The sequence below is a fragment of the Brachybacterium sp. J153 genome (assembly GCF_036311905.1).
Lineage (GTDB): Bacteria > Actinomycetota > Actinomycetes > Actinomycetales > Dermabacteraceae > Brachybacterium.
In genome coordinates this window covers 64,835-83,391 of the sequence record NZ_JAZDCH010000023.1, presented here as the reverse complement: position 1 = coordinate 83,391, position 18,557 = coordinate 64,835, and the positions used below count along the sequence as shown (strand labels likewise).

Below are 18,557 nucleotides of genomic sequence, written 5' to 3'. Positions count from 1 at the left end.
GTAGTCCGCGAGCAGAACTCCTCACCCCCAGGGGGTTTTTGCCCCGCTCCGCGTCCCGGCGGCAGGGTCCGGCGTGGGCGGGGCATCCTCGACCGAAGGAGGGGTCCCGCGGCGGAGCGCTCGGCGAGAATGGGGCGGTGACCACCGCTGACGTCGGAGCCCCCGCACCCCGCAACCCCGAGGCCGCCGCCCCGCGGCAGGCCCCCGCCGACCGGCCCGCCGTCGTCGGCGCCCTGATCTCGCTGTTCGTCCTTGCAATCGGCGTGACGATCGGGCTGAACCCCGAGGGCGTCGTCGTCTCCCGCGATCCGGGCTACGCCCCGATGCCGGTGCCGCTGCTGATCGTGCCCGCTCTGCTCGCGATCGCGCTCACCCTGCTGCTGCCGCGCGGCCGCGGCGACGCGGAGGTGGGCGTGCGCCGGCCCCGCGCCGTCCGCGCCGAGGCCGCGCTGCTGGTGCTCCTCGCGTGCGGCTTCCCGCTGCTGGTGCCGCTGCTGCCCACCGACGAGGACTACGTGCTGGCGAAGGCCGTCATGTTCCTCCTGGTGCCGATGGTGCTGCTCGCGCTGTCCGCCCGGCGCCGTGGGCCGTCGATCGAGATCGGACGCCCCGAGGTGCGCGGGTGGGTGATCGTCCTGCCCGCGCTGGTGCTCGGCGTGCTCTCCACCCTCGGGCCCTTCTCCTCGGGCGGGCCCTCCGCCTGGCCGCCCCTCGCCCTGCTGCTGATCGCCGCGACGGCCACCGCGATCACCGCCGGCGTCGGCGAGGAGCTCCTCTACCGGCGCCTGCTGCAGACCCGGCTCGAGGCGCTCGTCGGCTCCGGGACCGGGCTGCTGCTCGCCGCGATCCTCTTCGGCCTGATGCACGTCCCCAGCCACGGCGACGGGTCGCTGTGGGCGAGCACGGCGCAGGCCCTGGCCCTCCAGGGGACCACCGGCATCGCGCTCGGCCTGATGTGGCGGCGCTGGCGGAGGCTGTGGGTGTGCATCCTCGCGCACCTGCTGCTCAACGGCTTCGGCGTGCTCCTGCACCTGGTGGGGCTGCTCGTCTGATCGGGGGACGCGAGCGGGAAGGCGTCCGCTCCGGCTCCGCCGCCCGCGAACGCGGCCCGACCCGTCGGCCCGCCGGATAAGCTGGACGACGCCAGTCGCGCCGACCGAGGAGGGCCTGTGTCCGGAGATCTCATCGACACCACCGAGATGTACCTGAAGACGGTGTTCGAGCTCCACGAGGCGGGAGTCGCGCCGATGCGGGCGCGGATCGCGGAGCGCCTCGGCCACTCCGGCCCCACGGTCTCGCAGACGGTCGCCCGCATGGAGCGCGACGGACTGCTGCACCTCGACGACCAGCGCCGCATCCGGCTCACCCGAGAGGGCGAGGAGATCGCGACCGACGTCATGCGGAAGCACCGCCTCGCCGAGCGGCACCTGCTGGACGTCATCGGGCTCGACTACCCGCACGTCCACGAAGAGGCGTGCCGCTGGGAGCACGTGATGAGCCTCGAGGTCGAGCAGCGCATCGCCGCGCAGATCCGGCCGCCCTACGTCGATCCCTACGGCAACCCGATCCCGGGCCTCGCGGCCCTCGGGATCGACGAGACCGCGCTCACCCCCGAGGGTAAAGACTCCGCCTCCGCCGTCTCGGAGCTCGTGGAGGTGGTCGCCGACGGCGAGACCCGTGCCGTGCGCCTCGAGCGGATCGGCGAGCGGGTGCAGTCCGATGTCGCGCTGCTCGGCGACCTCGCACGTCAGGGCATGATCCCGGGAGCGGACCTGGAGGTCGAGCGACTCGCCTCCACCCTCGTGCTGCGCGGCCCCGAGGGGGGAGAGGTAGCGGTCACCGAGGTGGTCGCCGGCCAGCTGCACGTCAGTCTGCCGACCGCTCGGTAAAGGGTCCGTCAAGCTCTCCCCAGAACCTTTCGGTCGAGCTGTCCCGAAGCCCGCTCAGCTCCTAGTCTCGGGGTGCACCGCGGGACCAGGACTCACGGTGACCCGCCCGGAACGCCCCATCGCGCACCGGATCGGAGAGCGAGACGCCGAGAGCGCGAGGACCACGGTCCAGGGGCAGGGAGCTGAACGTGTCGAAGACTGCGATGAACACCCACCGCCGTGCCATGCGCCCGGTGACCCCGGCCGTGCGCGCCGGGCGCGCCGCCGCCGGGACCGCGATGGCCGCCGCCATGCTGCTCGGCGGTGCCGCCGCCGCGACCGCCGATCCCGCCGCCGAGGCCCCCGCCGCCCCGCAGGCCGACGCCGCCCCCGCCGTGCTCACCCCCGTGAGCGCCCCCGCCGTCGGCATCCCCGCCGCCGAGGCGTCCGCGAGCGCCGCGACCGTGATCGCCCCTGCCGCGACCATCTCCATCGAGCTGCCCGAGCCCGAGCCCGTCGTCGAGGAGACCCCGGCGGAGGACGAGGACGAGCAGGAGGGCACCTCGGAGGAGACCGAGTCCCGCGACGAGGACGAGTCCGCGGACCGCTCCACCGAGCGCGAGAGCCGTGAGGAGTCCTCCGACGAGTCCGACTCCGACGAGTCCGACTCCGACGAGTCCGACTCCGACGAGTCCGACTCCGACGAGGAGTCCTCCGAGGACGAGGAGCAGAGCGAGGCTCCGGCCTCCGCCGCGAAGGGCAGCTCGGTCCTGGCCACCGCCCGCTCCGGCATCGGCACCCCCTACGTCTACGGCGGCTCCTCGCCCTCCGGCTGGGACTGCTCCGGCTTCGTGCAGTGGGTCTACGCCCAGCACGGCATCAACCTCCCCCGCACCGCGGGCGCGCAGGCCGCCGCCGGCACCGTCATCCCCCGCTCCGAGGCTCGCCCCGGCGACCTGGTCTACAAGCCCGGTCACATCGGCATCTACGCCGGTGGCAACCAGTTCGTCGACGCCGGCAACCCCCGCGTGGACACCTCCGAGCGCAAGATCTACTCGGGCGACTGGACCTTCATCCGCGTCGGCTGATCGCCCCAGCGCCGTTCCGGCCCCGCCTCCCCTCCGGGAGGCGGGGCCGCTCCCGTTCCCGGGGGAGGGCCGGGTACCGTGGAACGGTGCCGACCTCACGCGCTCTCGATCCCGTCCGCGACCTCCTCGCCACGGCGCTGCTGCTCGTCGCGACGGTGCTGGGGGCGGCGTGGCTCCCCGCCGTCTGGCTCGAGGAGAACGTCGTGGACCAGGAGGGCTTCCTGGCGATCGCGCAGCCGCTCGGCTCCGATCCGGAGCTGCAGCGCGAGCTCTCCGACTCCGCCGTCGAGGAGGTGCTCGGGAACGAGAGGGTGCCCGGCTGGCTCGCGGACTCGATCCGGCCGACGCTCGAGGAGCAGGCCGCGAGACTCACCGGAACCGGCGGCTACCAAGCCGTCTGGGACGAGGCGATGGTCCAGCTCCACGGGGCCCTGTTCACCCCCGGCGGGAGCCCCGTCGACGTCGACCTCGCGCCCCTGGCCGATGAGATGCTCACCGCCGTGGAGGACGCGGTGCCCTTCGTGAGCGTGCCCCGCCCCGAGGACCTCACCATCACCCTGTTCACCGTCCCGGACGTACCGCTGCTCTCCCGAGCCGAGGTGCTCGACCCCTGGGCGCACCGGCTCGGGCCGATCGCCCTGGTGCTCGCCGCCCTCGCCCTGCTGCTCGGCGCACACCGCCGGATCCTGCTGGTCCTCGCCGGGCTCGGCGGGATCGCCGCCGGGCTCGGCGACTGGTTCCTGGCGCAGCGGATCGAGCAGATCGTCCCCGACCAGATCGACCAGGCCGCCGTCCTGGGGTCGATCGTGCAGGCGTTCCAGGAGCGCTTCGCGGCGGAGGTGGGGCCCTCGGCGGTGATCCTGCTCGGCGTGGGCGCCCTGCTGGCCGCCGCCGGGCTGGTCCTGCTGGGTCTGCGGCACCGCAGCTGAGCTGCGCGGCGGGAGGCAGGCGCCGCCCGACGGCGGATCAGAGCAGGCCGAGCCGCTCGAAGGCGTGGAGCACGCCGTGCTCGGCCGGAGGTGGCACCTCGAGATCCGCAGCGGCGAGGACCTCGGCGCGCGACCCCCGAATGGCGACCCCCGTGCCGGCGGCGCGGAGCATGCCCAGGTCGTTCATCCCGTCACCGATCGCGATCGTGTCCGCGACGGGCACCCCGAGGTGCTCGGCGAGGAGGAGCAGGCCCTGGGCCTTGTCCACCCCGGCGAGATGCAGCTCGCCCGAGCCGAGGCCGTCCGGGGAGATGGAGTTGGGCAGCGCCCCGAGCTCGGGGCCGATGTCCTCCGCGAGGGCCTCGATCGGCACGGGCGAGCTCCAGACGGTGATCTTCGCGGCCGGCACCTCCGCGAGGCGATCGGTGGTCCTCACCGCAGCGAGGAGGTCCTCGGTGCCGCGGCCGCGATCCCCCTCGGCGGGGACCACCGACCGGCGGGGACGCTCGCGCAGCAGCTGCGCGGACCGCTCGGTGCACCACAGGGCATCGGGGGCCTCGAGCACGAAGGCGGCGCCGTGCGCCTCGAGCACGTGGACCGCCCGCGCGGTGACCTCCGGGGGCAGACGCTCATCGCGCAGCAGCTCCGACCCGATCCGCACGTGAGCACCGGCGGAGGTGATCCAGCCGTCGAAGAGCGCGGCGACGTCCTCGGCGACGATCGATCCCGGGCGCCCCGTCGACAGCAGCACGGCATGTCCGGCCGCGCGGGCGGCCAGCACCGCCTCGGCCTGGGCGCGGGGCACGACGCCGTGCCGGGCGAGCGTCCCGTCGAAGTCGAGGAAGGCGGCACGTCGGCGGAGAGCGGAGCGCCCCGCCCGGTCGCAGGCGACGGCCTCCGGGCCGGTGGGCGTGGCGGGGACGGACGACGGGGCGGAGGGGGACACGGCGCTCCTGGGCGGTCTCAGCGGTGGGGGACCCGCGCGGGGCGCGGAGGCTCCAGCCTAGGCGACGTCGCCGCACCCGCGACGGCCGCCTCAGCGGGGACGGTGCGCGCTGAGCCGCACGTCGAGGCGGACGGTCAGGCCGTCGGCCGCGGCGAGCGCGGCCTCGACGCTCGCGGGATCCACGTGCCGGGCGCTCGGCGTCATCGCCACCAGATCCTGCGCCTGCTCGGCGGTGAGCGCGAGCTCGGAGCGCACCTCCCGCTCTGCGACGAGCGTGAACAGCGGATCGAGCGCCCGGTGCAGGCGCTCCTCCTTGCGCGGGTCGACCGAGACCATGCCCGGCACCACTTCGCGCAGCTCCGCCAGATGGCCCGTCGCCGGACGCGCCACCAGCAGCGCGCCGCCCGGGCGGAGCACCCGGGCGAACTCGGCCGGGTTCCGCGGCGCGAAGACGTCCAGGAGCAGGTCGACGGACCCCGCGGCCAGCGGGAAGGGGGCGAACACGTCGCCGGTCACCGCGGCGGCCCGCTCATGGGCCCGCGCGGCGGAGCGCAGCGAGCGCGCCGAGGTGTCGAGTCCCAGGCCGACCGCCCGGTCGAAGCGCTCGAGCATACCGGCCAGGTACCAGCCGGGTCCGCAGCCGGCGTCGAGCACCGTCGCACGCTCGTCCCGCCGCAGGGCGGGGACGGTCGCCTCGGCGAGATCCCCGAGGGCGGTGAGCAGCGGGGTATAGGCGCCGGTGGCCAGGAAGCGCTCGCGAGCCCGTGCCATCCCCTCATCGTCGCCCGAGACCGCCCCGCCTCCGCCCAGCAGCGAGACGTAGCCCGCGCGGGCACTGTCGAAGCTGTGCCGCTGCGGGCAGCGCAGGGCGCGCCCGTCGGCCGCGAGCGCGCCGGCGCAGATGGGGCAGCGCAGCAGCGGGAGCCAGGCGGCGAGCGCGGGAGGGAGCTCGGCGGGGGAGGGGGTCACCCGAGCTCAGGCCCGCTTGACCAGGGAGAGCTCGAACTCGAGCTGGATGCTCTCGGAGACCAGCAGGCCGCCCGAGTCCAGAGGGGTGTTCCAGGAGATGCCCCAGTCGCGACGGTCGATGCGACGGCTGCCCTCGAGGCCCGCGCGGACCGAGCCGAAGGGGTCGTTCTCGACGCCCACGAGGCGCAGCGGCACCGCGAGATCGCGAGTCACGTCGCGGATCGTCAGGGCGCCGTCCACGATCCAGCTGCCCTCGTCGACCTCCTCGATGCGGCGGGACACGAAGGTCATCTCCGGGTAGGTCTCGACGTCGAAGAAGTCCGCGCTGCGCAGGTGCTCGTCGCGCTGCGGGGTGCGGGTGTCGATGCTCGCCATCTGCACGGTGAGGGTGGCGGAGGAGGCGGAGGGGTTCTCCGTGTCGAGCACCAGCGTGCCGCTGACCTCGTTGAACGCTCCCCGCACCTTGGTGACCATGGCGTGACGGGCGGCGAAGCCGATGCGGGTGTGGGTGGGATCGACGTCCCAGGTCCCGGACAGCGCGGAGTCGGACATGGTGGCCTCTTCTGATCGGAGGCGGACCGCCGGGAGGGGCGACACCGCCGGGGTCGGGGGCCATGGGCCCCCGGGTCACGGGGATCGACCGCCTGGCCGATCGACGGAAACCTACCAGGGCCCCGGGGCGGGGTCCATGTCGCCCGATCCCCGACCGTCGTGCCGAGCGGTCCGAGAGGTGTGCCGAGCGGTCGGGCCGCCGAGCGGCGACGGGGCGCGCGCCTTAGCCGAGGGGCGTGCCCGGACCGGCCTCGCTCCGCGCCCGGGCCGCCTCGAACAGGGAGAGGTCGTGAGAGTTGATGATCTGCACCTCCGGGTCTCGGGCGAGGGCACGCAAGCGCCTCTGGGTGCGGTGCATCGTGCGCGGATCCTGCGCGATGAGCGTCTGGCGCAGCCGCACGTCGAGACGGAGCCGACCCGTGCGCAGCGTGCGCGCGTCGAGCGCCGCATCCCCGATGTGCAGCAACCACCCCTCGGGCGTCGGCACCGCGACCCCGGCATGGCCGGGCGTGTGACCGGGCAGCGGCACCAGCAGCAGCCCCGGGGCGACGTCGTCGAGCTCGACCGTCCCCTCCAGCCCCTTCCAGGTGCGGGTCCCCCGCGGATGGGCGACCAGGTTCGGATCGTGGCCCCAGTGCCCGGTGCGGTACCGCTGACGCACCCGGGGGCCGCGCCCGTCCCGGATCGCCGCCGCCTCCGCGGCGAGCAGGTGGATCCTGGCGTGGGCGAGGTCCGGGATGCCGCCGGCGTGGTCGAGGTCCCCGTGGGTGAGGACCACATCGCTCACGTCCGCGGGGTCGAGGCCGAGGGCGCGGATCCGCCCCACGGCGGTCCGGGACAGGTCGAGATCGGGGAAGAGCACGTGGCGCACGGGGCCGAGCCGGCGCGGATCGCGCACGTCCTCGGTGCCGAACCCGGTGTCGACCAGCACCAGGCGGTCACCGATCTCCAGCAGCAGCACGTGGCAGACCATGCGGCCGACGGGGGTGCGGAGGGTGCCGCAGTCGAGATGATGGATGCGCATCGAGTTCTCCTCGGGTCGATGACCTGTCCTGGACACGGTGACTCAGCCGCCGACGTACTCGCGTAGGTGCCGCGCCGTGAGGGTTGATCCGTCGGCCACGAGCTCGGCGGGCGTGCCCTCGAAGACGACCCGGCCCCCGTCGGCGCCCGCCCCGGGGCCGAGGTCGATGATCCAGTCCGCATGGGCCATCACCGCCTGGTGGTGCTCGATGACGATCACCGAGGTGCCGGCGTCGACCAGGCGGTCCAGCAGCTCGAGGAGGGTGCCGACGTCCGCGAGGTGCAGGCCCGTCGTCGGCTCGTCGAGCACGACCGTGCCGCCCGCGGTGCCCATGTGCATCGCGAGCTTGAGCCGCTGCCGCTCGCCGCCCGAGAGGGTGGTCAGCGGCTGGCCGATGGTGAGATAGCCGAGCCCCACCTCGTCGAGGTGGCGCAGGATCTTCGCGGCCGCGGGCACCTTCGCCGCCGGATCGGTCTGGCCGGAGAAGTGGGCGAGGGCGTCCTCGACGCTCATCTCGAGGACCTCCGCGATGTGCTTCCCGCCGAGGGTGTACTCGAGCACCGACGCCTGGAAGCGGCGGCCCTCGCACTCCTCGCACGGCGTCGAGACCGTCTCGAGGAAGCCGAGCTCGGTGTAGATCACGCCGTTGCCCTTGCACACCGGGCATGCGCCCTCGGAGTTGTTGGAGAACAGGGCGGGCTTGACGCCGTTGGTCTTCGCGAACGCCTTCCGCACCGGCTCGAGCAGGCCGGTGTAGGTCGCGGGGTTCGAGCGGCGCGAGCCGCGGATCGCGGACTGGTCCACGACTGTGACGTCGGCGCCCTTGGGGAGCGAGCCGTGGATCAGCGAGCTCTTGCCGGAGCCGGCCACGCCCGTGACCACGGTGAGCACGCCGAGGGGCACGTCCACGTCGACCTCCTGCAGGTTGTGCTGCGAGGCGCCGCGGATCTGGAGCGACCCGGTCCGTTCCCGCACCTGCTCCTTGAGCGCGGCGCGGCTGCCGAGGTGGCGACCCGTGAGGGTGTCCGCGGCGCGCAGCCCCGCGACGTCGCCCTCGTACTGCAGCTGCCCGCCGTGGCTGCCGGCGCGCGGGCCGAGGTCGACGACGTGGTCGGCGATCGCGATCGTCTCCGGCTTGTGCTCGACGACGAGAACCGTGTTGCCCTTGTCGCGCAGGGCCAGGAGCAGCTCGTTCATCGTCGCGATGTCGTGCGGGTGCAGGCCGATCGTGGGCTCGTCGAAGACGTAGGTGATGTCCGTCAGCGCCGAGCCGAGATGGCGGATCATGCGGGTGCGCTGCGACTCGCCGCCGGAGAGCGAGCCGGAGGGCCGGTCGAGCGAGAGATAGCCGAGCCCGATCCGCACGAAGGCGTCCAGCAGCGCGGCGAGGTTCGCGAGCAGCGGCGCGACCGTCGGCCCCTGGTGGCGGCCCCGCAGGTCCTCGACCCAGCGCGCGAGCTGGGTGATCTGCCAGGCGGTGACGTCGGCGATCGAGACCCCGTCGATCAGTGAGGTGCGGGCGTGCTCCGCGAGGCGCGTGCCCTCGCACTCGGGGCACTCGATGAACTTCACGGCGCGATCCACGAAGGCCCGCACGTGCGGCTGCATCGAGTCGCGGTCCTTGGACAGCATCGACTTCTGGATCTTCGGGATCAGACCCTCATAGGTCATGTTCATCCCGTCGATGCTGATCTTCGTCGGCTCCTTGTACAGGAAGTCGTGCAGCTGCCGCTTCGTGAACGACTTGATCGGCGTGTCCGCCGGGAAGAAGCCGGAGCGCACGAAGATCTTCACGTACCAGCCGTCAGGAGAGTAGTTCGGGATGGTGAACGGGCCCTCGTCGAGCGACTTCTCCTCGTCGTACAGCTCGGTGAGGTCCACGTCGGAGACCTGGCCCATGCCCTCGCAGCGCGGGCACATGCCGCCCACCCGCGAGTAGGTGGCCTTCTCGGCGATGGTCTTCGCGCCCTTCTGCACGGTCATCGCGCCGGAGGCGGTCACGGAGGGGACGTTGAAGGAGTAGGCGCCGGGACCGCCGACGTTCGGCTCGGCGAGCTTCGAGAACAGGGTGCGCAGGTAGGCGTTCGCGTCGGTCACGGTGCCGACGGTCGAGCGCACGTTCGCGCCCATCCGCTCCTGGTCCACGATGATCGCGGTGGTCAGGCCCGAGAGCTCGTCGACATCGGGACGGGCGAGCGACGGCATGAAGCCCTGCAGGAACGCGCTGTAGGTCTCGTTGATCATCCGCTGCGACTCGGCGGCGATGGTCCCGAACACGAGCGAGGACTTCCCCGAGCCGGACACCCCGGTGAACACCGTCAGGCGGCGCTTCGGGATGTCGAGGGAGACGCCGCGGAGGTTGTTCTCCCGCGCCCCGCGCACGCGGATCACGTCATGGGCATCGGCCGACGGGACGGACGAGGTCTGGGCGGTCATGGCGACTCCTGCGGGAGGGGAGGGGGAGGACGGGGAGGGACGCGAAAGGGTGGGGAGGACGGGGCCCGGTCATTCTGCCACCGGCCCCGCGGCCCGGAGCGGCCACACCCGTCGGCCCGGAGCGGCCGGTGCCGTCGGCCCGCCGATACCCTGGGGAGGTGAGCACCCCGACGCACTACGACATCGCCCTGATCGGCTCCGGCTCGATCAATTCCTTCCCGGGTCCCGACCTCGCCGGTCGCACGATCGTGCAGATCGACCGCGGCGTCGGCCCCGATCACGTCTTCGGCGGGACCTGCCTGAACCTCGGATGCATCCCCACCAAGATGTTCGTGCACACCGCGAACCTCGCCGCGACGCCCGCGGAGTCCGCGCGCTTCGGCCTGAGCGAGCGCCTCGAGGGCGTGGACTGGCCCGCGATCCGGGACCGCATCTTCGGGCGCATCGACCCGATCTCGGCGGGCGGCGAGGCCTACCGCCGCGATCACGAGGACAACGCCGACCTCACGCTGCTGCGCGGCACCGCGACCTTCGTCGGGCCGAAGCGCCTGCGCGTCGAGCTCGCGGGCGGCGGCAGCGAGGAGATCACCGCCGACACCGTCGTGCTCGGCGCCGGGTCGCGGCCCGTGATCCCGGCGATCGACGGCCTCGCCGAGGCCGCCCCGCACACCTCCGACACGATCATGCGGCTCGGGGCGCTGCCCGCCTCCCTGCTGATCCTCGGCTCCGGGGTCGTGGCCGTCGAGATGGCGCACGTGCTCGCCTCCCTCGGCGTCGAGGTCACCCTCGTCGCCCGCTCGGGGCGGGTGCTGCGCGCCGCCGACCCCGACGTCTCCGCGCGGCTCACCGAGATCCTCGGGGAGCGGCTGCGGCTCGAGACCGAGCTCGCGACCACCGCGGTCCGGCGCACGGCCGACGGGATCGAGCTGCGCGGCGAGCGGGACGGCGCCGAGGTGGTGCTGCGCGCCGAGGAGATCCTCGTCGCGACCGGACGCCGGCCCAACTCCGACCTGCTCGGGGCCGAGGCCGCCGGGATCGATCTCGCCGACGACGGCCGCGTCATGGTGGACCCGTACCAGCGGGTGCTCTCGGGCGGCGAGGTGCTCGAGGGCGTCTGGGCCCTCGGCGACCTCTCCAGCCCGCACCAGCTCAAGCACGTCGCCAACCACGAGCAGCGCATCGTGCGGCACAACGTGCTGCATCCGGAGGACCTGCGCCGCTCGGACACGATGCCCGTGCCGGCCGGGGTGTTCACCCACCCGCAGGTCGCCTGGGTGGGGATCGACGAGGAGACCGCCCGCGCGAGCGGCCGCGCGGTGCGGGTCGCGACCCAGGAGTATGCCTCGATCGCCTACGGCTGGGCGATGGAGGACACGACCGGCTTCGCGAAGCTCGTCGTCGACGCGGAGACCACCGAGATCCTCGGCGCGCACCTCATCGGCCCCGAGGCGACCACCCTGATCCAGATCCTGATCCAGGCGATGAGCACCGGGCAGACCGCACGGGACATCGCCACGACCCAGTACTGGATCCACCCGGCCATGCCCGAGCTGATCGAGAACGCCCTGCTGCAGGTGATCTGAGTGGCCCGGGCCCGAGCGAGACCCGGGCCGGGGCCGCGGCGACGAACGGTCGAGGTCAGCCGGCCTGCTCGTTGCTCGGCAGGCAGGACTTCAGCGGGTCCTGCTCGATGACCGGGGCCTCCGTCGCGGTCTCCTCGCCGGTTCCGGACTCCTCCGCGGAGGACTCCTCATCGCTCGGGGTCTCCTCCTCGGCGGTGGTCTCCTCCGCGCTGCTCTCCTCACGGGAGGACTCCTCGCCGGAAGCTTCCTCCTCGGGGGCGGCGCCGGTCTCGGCGGGCTCCGTGGAGCCGGGCTCGGTCTCGCCCACGACCGACTCCGGCGGATCCGCCTTCAGGGAGTCCTCGATGGAGGCCTGGGTCCACTCCTTGAGGTAGTCCCAGTCCGCGTTCGCCGACGGGGTGACGTCCTGCGTGATCGGGTACGAGGTGAACCCGCCGTCCTTGACCCGCAGGGCCAGGTCCACGAAGGCGTCGAGATCGGACACCGGGATGTCCGTGACGATATTCTGCTCGGCCGTGTTGACCAGGCCGGGGATCGACATCGCGAGGGTCGCCGGATCGGCTTCCTCGGCGACGGCGCGGACCATGCGCTGCTGGCGGCACATGCGGTTGAAGTCGTCGGAGCCCTCGCGGGAGCGGGCGTACCAGAGGGCGTGGAAGCCGTCGAGCGTCTGCGCGCCGGGCTCGATGTAGCCGTCGATCGGACCGGCGCCGCCGCCGATCGGGATGCGCCGCTCGACCACGAGGTCCACGCCACCGATGGCGTTGACCAGGTCCTCGAAGCCCTGCAGGTTCACCATCGCGTAGTAGTCGGTCTCGAGGCCGAGGGTCTCCTCGACGGCCCATCGGGTCGCCGTCAGGCCCGGCTCGGGATCTCCGGGGAAGAGGTCCGGACGGTCCTCGGCCCAGGTCCACACGGCGTTGATGAGGTCCTGGTTCTGCCCGAAGTAGCGGAAGCCGTCCGGGAAGACCTCCGCGGCGGGGGTGCCCTCGGGGAAGCGGACGTGCTCGAGGTTGCGGGGGATGGAGAACAGCGCGGTCTGGCCGGTCTTGGTGTCGATCGAGGCGACCATGAGGGTGTCGGGGCGGGTGCCGGTGCGGTCAACGCCCGCGTCCTGCCCGAGCAGCATGATGTTGACCCGCTCGGTGTTCGCCCACGGGTCCGGGCCCTCGGCGAGGTCGGCTGACCTGCCGCCGGCGAAGACGCTGCTCGAGCCGAGGAGGGACTGCCCGGCCCACAGTGAGCGGACCGTGTAGCCGGCGGGGATGGCGACGGCGACGACCATGGCGGCGGAGACCGCGAAGGCCAGATACCGACGCGTGCCGGTGAGTCGCTCCTTGGTGGTCTGGGCGAGGTTCGCGAGCACGATCTGCACGATCCAGACCAGCCCCACGACGGCGGCGACCGCGAGGAACCCGAGGAGCACCGTGCGGGAGGTGAGCAGCTGGATCATCTGCAGCCGGTCGCCGAACCTCCACAGCAGCAGGCCCGCGATCACGACGGCGGCGAGCACGGCGAGCAGAGCGATGCCGAGCCGGCGCATCCGCGTGGTGAGCAGGCCGGCGCCGGGCAGCACGGTGGTGAGCACCGTCCATCCGGCGACCTTCGGCAGGGAGCCCTCCGCGCGGCCCTCTTCACGGCGGGAGCGCGCGGCGGTCGAACGGGCGGCGAGATGCTCCGAGGCAGCCGAGGCAGCCGAGGCAGCCGAGGCGTCGGACGCGTCCGACGAGTCCGGGGACTCCGAGGAGTCCGGGACGTCGGGCCCGGCGGAGGGCTCTGCCGGCTCGGCCGACGGGGCGGGCTGGGTCGACGGGGAGGGAGCGCCCCAGGCGTCCTGCTCGTCGAGGAGGATCGCCCGCCGACGGCCGTGGCCGGGACGGCGCGCGGCGCGGTCCGCCGCGGCGTCCGCGGGCGGAACCGGGGCAGCGAGCGGCGACGTGGGGGGCTCGACGGGGGTGGTCGACGGCTCGACGGGCTGCGCGGGGGAGGACGTCTGCGCGGGCTCGGCCGAGGATGCCGGGGGCGTCGTCGCTCCCGGCCAGGTGCGCTTCGCCCCGCCGTTGCCGAAGGCGGCATTGCGGTTGGCGCGCGCCTGATCGGGGGGCAGCGGCGTCGAGGTCGGTCGCCGGAGCGGCTCCTGGTGCCTGCCGGACCGACGGCGTCGACGTCGGGGGGCCGAGGAGGGGTCCGTCATGAGCGACATCCTAGGTTCACGGGGCGCGATGATCGCGCATCTGCCTGTGAGGACCTGGTGGAGGGTCGATGCCTGCCCGGTGACGCGTCGCCTCCGTATCCTGGAGGGCATGCGCCTGATCCATGACCCGTCGACCGACCTCACGTACGACGACCTCTTCTTCCTCCCCTCCCGCTCCGCGATCACGTCCCGCTTCGACGTCGACCTCGGCAGCGATGACGGCACCGGCACCACCATCCCGCTGGTCGCCGCGAACATGACCGCCGTCACCGGTCGGCGGATGGCGGAGGTGATGGCCCGCCGCGGCGGCCTCGCCGTGCTGCCGCAGGACCTCTCCCCGGAGCGACTCGACTCGATCGTCCGCTCCGTCAAGCAGCGGGACCTGCTGGTCGACCATCCGCTGACCCTCGGGGTCGACGGCACCCTCGGCCAGGCCGCGGACCTGCTGCCCAAGCGCCCCCACGGCGTCGTCGTCGTGGTCGACGCCGAGCGCCGCCCGCTCGGCGTCGTCTCCGCGCAGGAGATCGCCGGTCGCGACTCCTTCGCCGCCGTCGGCGAGGTGCTCGACTCCGAGGCGCTCGTGGTCGGCCCCGCGGACCTCGACGTCGAGCCCGCCCTGCTCCATGCCCGCATCGCCGCGACGCACCACGACATCGCCGTGGTCACCGACGAGGACGGCACGCTGCGCGGCGTGCTCACCGCCACCGGCGTGCTCCGCTCGACCATCTACCGCCCCGCTGTCGACGACGCGGGCCGGCTTCGCATCGCCGTCGCCGTCGGCATCAACGCGGACATCGAGACCCGGGTGCGCGAGCTGGTCGACGCGGGCACCGACGTGATCGTGCTCGACACCGCCCACGGTCATCAGGACAAGATGCTCGAGGCGCTGCGTCGCGCCCGCACCGTCCTCGGCCCGTCCGAGGACACGCCGGTGCGGCTGGTCGCCGGGAACGTGGTCACCGCCGAGGGCACCCGCGAGCTGATCGAGGCGGGCGCCGACATCGTCAAGGTGGGTGTCGGTCCCGGCGCCATGTGCACCACGCGGATGATGACCGGCGTGGGCCGGCCGCAGTTCTCCGCCGTGCTCGAGTGCGCGGCCGAGGCCCTTCGCCTCGGTGGTCGCGTGTGGGCCGACGGCGGGGTGCGCCACCCGCGCGACGTGGCCCTCGCGCTCGCCGCGGGTGCCTCGAACGTCATGATCGGCTCGTGGTTCGCGGGCACCTACGAGTCGCCCGGCCAGATGCGCACCGACGAGCGCGGACGGCGCTACAAGGAGAGCTTCGGCATGGCCTCCAAGCGGGCCGTCTCCCACCGCACCGCCCACGAGGACGCCTTCGCCCGGGCTCGCAAGGGCCTGTTCGAGGAGGGCATCTCCACCTCGCGCATGTACCTCGCCGAGGGGGCGGGCGGCGTCGAGGACCTGCTCGACGTGATCACCGCGGGCGTGCGCTCCTCCTATACCTACGCGGGTGCGGCGGACACTGACAGCTTCCGCGAGCGGGCCGTGATCGGGCTGCAGGGCGCCTCCGGCTACGCCGAGGGTCGGCCGGTCTCCAGCTCCTGGAGCTGAGTCCGGGGCCGATCGACCGGGACCGGGCGGGGCAGCGCACGACGCCGTCCCGCCCGCGTCCCGCCCGCGTCCCGCCCGCGTCCCGCCCGCGTCCCGCCGGCGTCTCGTCGGGGCTCGTCGGCCGGTAGGCTTCCGGTCATGACGACTCTCGTGATCGGTGGTGCCGGGTACATCGGATCGCACGTGGTGCGGCTCCTGCAGGAGAAGGGCGAGCGGGTGGTCGTGGTCGACAACCTCTCGACGGGGCTGCGCTCCCGCTGCGAGGGCGTGGAGCTGATCGAGCTCGACATGACCCTGCCCGACGCGGCGGAGAAGCTGGCCTTCCACCTCCGGGCCTCCGGCGCCGACTCGGTGATCCACTTCGCCGCCCACAAGCAGGTCGGCGAGTCCGTCGCGAACCCCGAGATGTACTGGCACGACAACATCGCCGGCCTCGCCAACGTGCTCGCCGCCTGCGCGAGCGCCGAGGTGCGGGACGTCGTCTTCTCCTCCTCCGCCGCGGTCTACGGCATGCCCGACGTCACGGTGGTCACCGAGGACCTCACCCCGCAGCCGATCAACCCCTACGGCGCGACGAAGTACGTGGGCGAGTGGATGCTCGCCGATGCCGAGCGCGCTCACGGGATGCGCACCGTCGCCCTGCGCTACTTCAACGTCGCGGGCGCCGGCTGGCCCGAGCTCGCCGACACCGCCGTGATGAACCTGGTCCCGATCGTGCTGGACCGCCTCGAGCGGGGCCTGGCCCCCGTCGTCTTCGGCGACGACTACGACACCCCCGACGGCACCTGCATCCGCGACTACGTCCACGTGCTCGACCTCGCGCACGCCCACATCGCGGCGCTCGACTATCTCCGCGGCGAGGAGCGGGAGCATCGCGTGTTCAACGTGGGCACCGGCGAGGGCTCGAGCGTGCTCGAGGTGATCCAGGCGATCGCCCGCGCGAAGGGCATCGAGATCACGCCCGAGATCGGCGAGCGCCGCGCCGGCGATCCCGCCCGCCTGATCTGCTCCGGCGACCGCATCGCCCAGCACCTCGGCTGGAAGTCTGAGCACGGCCTGGACGACATCGTGCGCTCCGCAGTCGAGGCGCGCGGCGCGATCACCCCCGACGTCGAGGCGTACCCGGAGGGCTGAGACCGGCCGGGGCGGGTCCTCCGCCCCGGCGCCCTGGCGTCCTCAGGTGAGGTAGCGGTAGATCGGGTCCTCCGGATCGATCCGCTCGATGGTCATGTTCGAGGCGGCCATCCGCGCCATCAGCGGATCGAGGTCCGAGCGGGTGCCCAGTTCGACGCCGACCAGGGCGGGACCCTCCTCGCGGTTGTTGCGCTTGATGTAGTCGAACAGCACGATGTCGTCGTGCGGGCCGAGCACCCGGTCCAGGAACCGGCGCAGCGCCCCCGGCTCCTGCGGGAAGGTCACCAGGAAGTAGTGCTTGAGGCCCTCGTGGACCAGGGAGCGCTCGACGATCTCGGTGTACCGCGACACGTCGTTGTTGCCTCCCGAGACGACGACCACCACGTCCCCCGTCGACTCCTCGTCCTCACCGCCGGAGCCCCCGCGGCCCAGATGCGGGATCGCCCCGGTGGCCACCGCGGTCGCCGCCAGAGCGCCCGCGGGCTCGGCGATGATCCCGTCGACCTGGTACATCTGCAGCATCTCGGTGCACACCGCGCCCTCGTCCACCGCGAGGAGCTCGGGCTCGATCGCGCGGACCATCCGCAGCGGGGCGGCGCCCACGCGGCGCACCGCGGCGCCGTCCACGAAGGTGTCCAGCTCGTGCAGGGTCACGGGCCGCTCGGCACGCACGGCCGCGGCCATCGACACGGCCCCGGCCGGCTCCACGCCCACGATCCGCACCGATGGGGTGCGCTCGCGCAGCCACGCCCCGCAGCCGCCCAGCAGGCCGCCTCCGCCGACGGGCAGCACCATCGTGCCGACCTCCCGGCCGTGCTCCTCCCGCAGCTGCTCGACGGCCTCGAGGGCGACCGTGCCCTGCCCGGCCATGATCAGGGGGTGGTCGAAGGGCGGCACCTGCGTCGCCCCGGTGCGCTCGGCGTCCTCGGCCGCGGCCTCCGCCGCGTCGTCGAAGGTGTCGCCGACGAGCAGCAGCTCCACGAACTCGCCGCCGATCGCGACGATCCGCTCGCGCTTCTGGCGGGGGGTGGTGCCGGGCACGTAGATCCGCCCCCGGATGCCGAGGGCGGCGCAGGCACGGGCCACGCCCTGGGCGTGATTGCCGGCGCTCGCCGCGACCACGCCCGCCTCGCGGGCGGCCGGGGGCAGGGAGTCCAGGAACAGATGGGCGCCGCGCAGCTTGTACGAGCGGACCGACTGGAGGTCCTCCCGCTTGAGCCAGACGTCGACGCCGGCGAGTTCGCTCAGCCGCTCGCTGTGCAGCAGCGGCGTGCGGCGCAGCACCGGGGCGAGGCGCTCGGCGGCCGCCTCGACCTCCGCGGCGCCCAGCGGCAGGGCCGGGGGAGCGGGGTCGGCGGGGCGGGACGGGGCGTCGGTCATGCGAGGTCCTCCCGGGGGATGACCAGGGCGGTCGCGAGGGCGGCGATGCCTTCGCCGCGACCGGTCAGGCCGAGGGCGTCCGTGGTGGTCCCGGAGACCGCGACAGGAGCTCCGACGACCGCGCTCATCGCGGCGCAGGCCTCTTCTCGACGGGCGGAGAGCCGGGGACGGTTGCCGACGACCTGCACGGCGATGTTGCCGATCTCGAAGCCGGCCCCGCGCACCAGGCGAGCGGCCTCGGCGAGCAGGGTGGACCCGCTCGCGCCCTCCCACTCGGGACGGTCGGTGCCGAAGTGGGTGCCGAGGTCGCCGATCCCGGCGGCGGAGAACAGCGCGTCGCAGGCAGCATGGCAGGCGACGTCGGCGTCGGAGTGGCCGGCGAGGCCGCGCTCGCCCTCCCAGGTGAGGGCCGCGATGCGGAGCGGGCGCGGGGAGCCCTCCGGGGCGAAGGCGTGCACGTCCACGCCGAGGCCGACGCGGGGCAGGGCGCTCATCGGGCCCCGCCCCCCTCCAGGCGCGCGAGCTCCCGGTCGATGTCCGCGAAGGTGAGCGCCGCGTTCGTGCCCAGCAGCAGCGGCATGGCGGAGACTCGCGGGATGCCCAGCGCGGCGGGCAGGTCGACGGTGCTGACCACCAGATCCGCCTCGAAGTCGTTCGAGAGCAGGTCCATCACGGTCGCCTGCACCACCTGCACCTCGCGCCCCGACTCGGTGACGTGCTCGCGCACCTGGTCCGCGATCAGAGCGGCGGTGGCGATCCCCGCGCCGCACACGATGGCGATGGTGAGCATGCAATCTCCTGGACTGGCGACGGGTGGGCGACGGTCGATTCTGTCATGCCCCGAGCAGGACGTCCACGTCAGCGGGGTCGGCCGTCTACGATGC

At 73.5% G+C, this 18,557-nt stretch carries 16 protein-coding genes; 7 read left to right on the top strand and 9 right to left on the bottom strand.

Annotated elements, in window-relative coordinates; translation table 11 throughout:
* The first annotated feature begins 137 nt into the window (after positions 1-137).
* The 4 genes from V1258_RS11125 to V1258_RS11110 all read left to right on the top strand — a co-directional run bounded on the left by V1258_RS11125 (position 138) and on the right by V1258_RS11110 (position 3,885).
* Positions 138-1,052 carry a CPBP family intramembrane glutamic endopeptidase gene (locus V1258_RS11125; protein ID WP_329749747.1) on the top strand — a complete coding sequence of 305 codons (915 nt, stop codon included), beginning with the start codon at positions 138-140 and terminating at the stop codon, positions 1,050-1,052.
* A 117-nt stretch (positions 1,053-1,169) separates the two neighbouring features.
* The gene (locus tag V1258_RS11120; RefSeq protein WP_329747242.1) at positions 1,170-1,889 is read left to right on the top strand and encodes a metal-dependent transcriptional regulator; all 720 of its coding nucleotides are present in this window, start codon (positions 1,170-1,172) and stop codon (positions 1,887-1,889) included.
* A 188-nt stretch (positions 1,890-2,077) separates the two neighbouring features.
* Positions 2,078-2,956: a C40 family peptidase gene (locus V1258_RS11115; RefSeq protein ID WP_329749746.1), complete on the top strand. Its 879-nt coding sequence runs from the start codon at positions 2,078-2,080 to the stop codon at positions 2,954-2,956.
* 86 nt (positions 2,957-3,042) lie between these two features.
* Positions 3,043-3,885: a hypothetical protein gene (locus V1258_RS11110; RefSeq protein ID WP_329747244.1), complete on the top strand. Its 843-nt coding sequence runs from the start codon at positions 3,043-3,045 to the stop codon at positions 3,883-3,885.
* A 37-nt stretch (positions 3,886-3,922) separates the two neighbouring features.
* Here the strand turns inward: V1258_RS11110 and V1258_RS11105 are convergent, their stop codons facing one another.
* From V1258_RS11105 to V1258_RS11085, 5 genes are all read right to left on the bottom strand, one after another.
* Positions 3,923-4,831 (bottom strand): HAD hydrolase family protein, encoded by a 909-nt coding sequence (locus V1258_RS11105; RefSeq protein WP_329749745.1) that lies wholly within the window; start codon positions 4,829-4,831, stop codon positions 3,923-3,925.
* A gap of 90 nt (positions 4,832-4,921) precedes the next feature.
* Complete coding sequence (locus V1258_RS11100) at positions 4,922-5,800, bottom strand: putative RNA methyltransferase (RefSeq protein WP_329749744.1); 879 nt, start codon at positions 5,798-5,800, stop codon at positions 4,922-4,924.
* A 6-nt stretch (positions 5,801-5,806) separates the two neighbouring features.
* Positions 5,807-6,352 carry a YceI family protein gene (locus tag V1258_RS11095; RefSeq protein ID WP_329749743.1) on the bottom strand — a complete coding sequence of 182 codons (546 nt, stop codon included), beginning with the start codon at positions 6,350-6,352 and terminating at the stop codon, positions 5,807-5,809.
* A gap of 223 nt (positions 6,353-6,575) precedes the next feature.
* Entirely contained in the window at positions 6,576-7,376 is an 801-nt protein-coding gene (locus V1258_RS11090; RefSeq protein ID WP_329749742.1) for an MBL fold metallo-hydrolase, read from the bottom strand.
* 42 nt (positions 7,377-7,418) lie between these two features.
* Positions 7,419-9,812, bottom strand: a complete 2,394-nt coding sequence (locus V1258_RS11085) for an excinuclease ABC subunit UvrA (protein WP_329749741.1) — start codon at positions 9,810-9,812, stop codon at positions 7,419-7,421.
* A gap of 158 nt (positions 9,813-9,970) precedes the next feature.
* On the opposite strand from V1258_RS11085, the gene V1258_RS11080 reads away from it, so the two are divergent.
* A complete protein-coding gene (locus V1258_RS11080; protein ID WP_329749740.1) occupies positions 9,971-11,395 on the top strand; it encodes a mycothione reductase in 1,425 nt (474 codons plus the stop codon).
* 55 nt (positions 11,396-11,450) lie between these two features.
* On the opposite strand, the gene V1258_RS11075 is transcribed toward V1258_RS11080, so the two are convergent.
* The gene (locus V1258_RS11075; RefSeq protein ID WP_329749739.1) at positions 11,451-13,589 is read right to left on the bottom strand and encodes an LCP family glycopolymer transferase; all 2,139 of its coding nucleotides are present in this window, start codon (positions 13,587-13,589) and stop codon (positions 11,451-11,453) included.
* A gap of 109 nt (positions 13,590-13,698) precedes the next feature.
* Between V1258_RS11075 and V1258_RS11070 the strand changes: the two genes are divergently transcribed.
* The gene (locus V1258_RS11070; RefSeq protein ID WP_329749738.1) at positions 13,699-15,159 is read left to right on the top strand and encodes a GuaB1 family IMP dehydrogenase-related protein; all 1,461 of its coding nucleotides are present in this window, start codon (positions 13,699-13,701) and stop codon (positions 15,157-15,159) included.
* Positions 15,160-15,297: 138 nt separating this feature from the next.
* Positions 15,298-16,293 carry a UDP-glucose 4-epimerase GalE gene (gene galE / locus V1258_RS11065; RefSeq protein ID WP_329749737.1) on the top strand — a complete coding sequence of 332 codons (996 nt, stop codon included), beginning with the start codon at positions 15,298-15,300 and terminating at the stop codon, positions 16,291-16,293.
* A gap of 42 nt (positions 16,294-16,335) precedes the next feature.
* Here the strand turns inward: galE and ilvA are convergent, their stop codons facing one another.
* Genes ilvA through V1258_RS11050 form a run of 3 tightly spaced genes read right to left on the bottom strand, consistent with a single transcriptional unit; the run spans position 16,336 to position 18,463 of the window.
* Positions 16,336-17,673, bottom strand: a complete 1,338-nt coding sequence (gene ilvA, locus V1258_RS11060) for a threonine ammonia-lyase IlvA (RefSeq protein ID WP_329749736.1) — start codon at positions 17,671-17,673, stop codon at positions 16,336-16,338.
* Positions 17,670-18,167: a 2-C-methyl-D-erythritol 2,4-cyclodiphosphate synthase gene (gene ispF / locus V1258_RS11055; protein ID WP_329749735.1), complete on the bottom strand. Its 498-nt coding sequence runs from the start codon at positions 18,165-18,167 to the stop codon at positions 17,670-17,672. The genes ilvA and ispF overlap by 4 nt, the downstream gene beginning before the upstream one ends.
* Positions 18,164-18,463 carry a PTS sugar transporter subunit IIB gene (locus V1258_RS11050; protein ID WP_329749734.1) on the bottom strand — a complete coding sequence of 100 codons (300 nt, stop codon included), beginning with the start codon at positions 18,461-18,463 and terminating at the stop codon, positions 18,164-18,166. The genes ispF and V1258_RS11050 overlap by 4 nt, the downstream gene beginning before the upstream one ends.
* Positions 18,464-18,557: the final 94 nt, after the last annotated feature.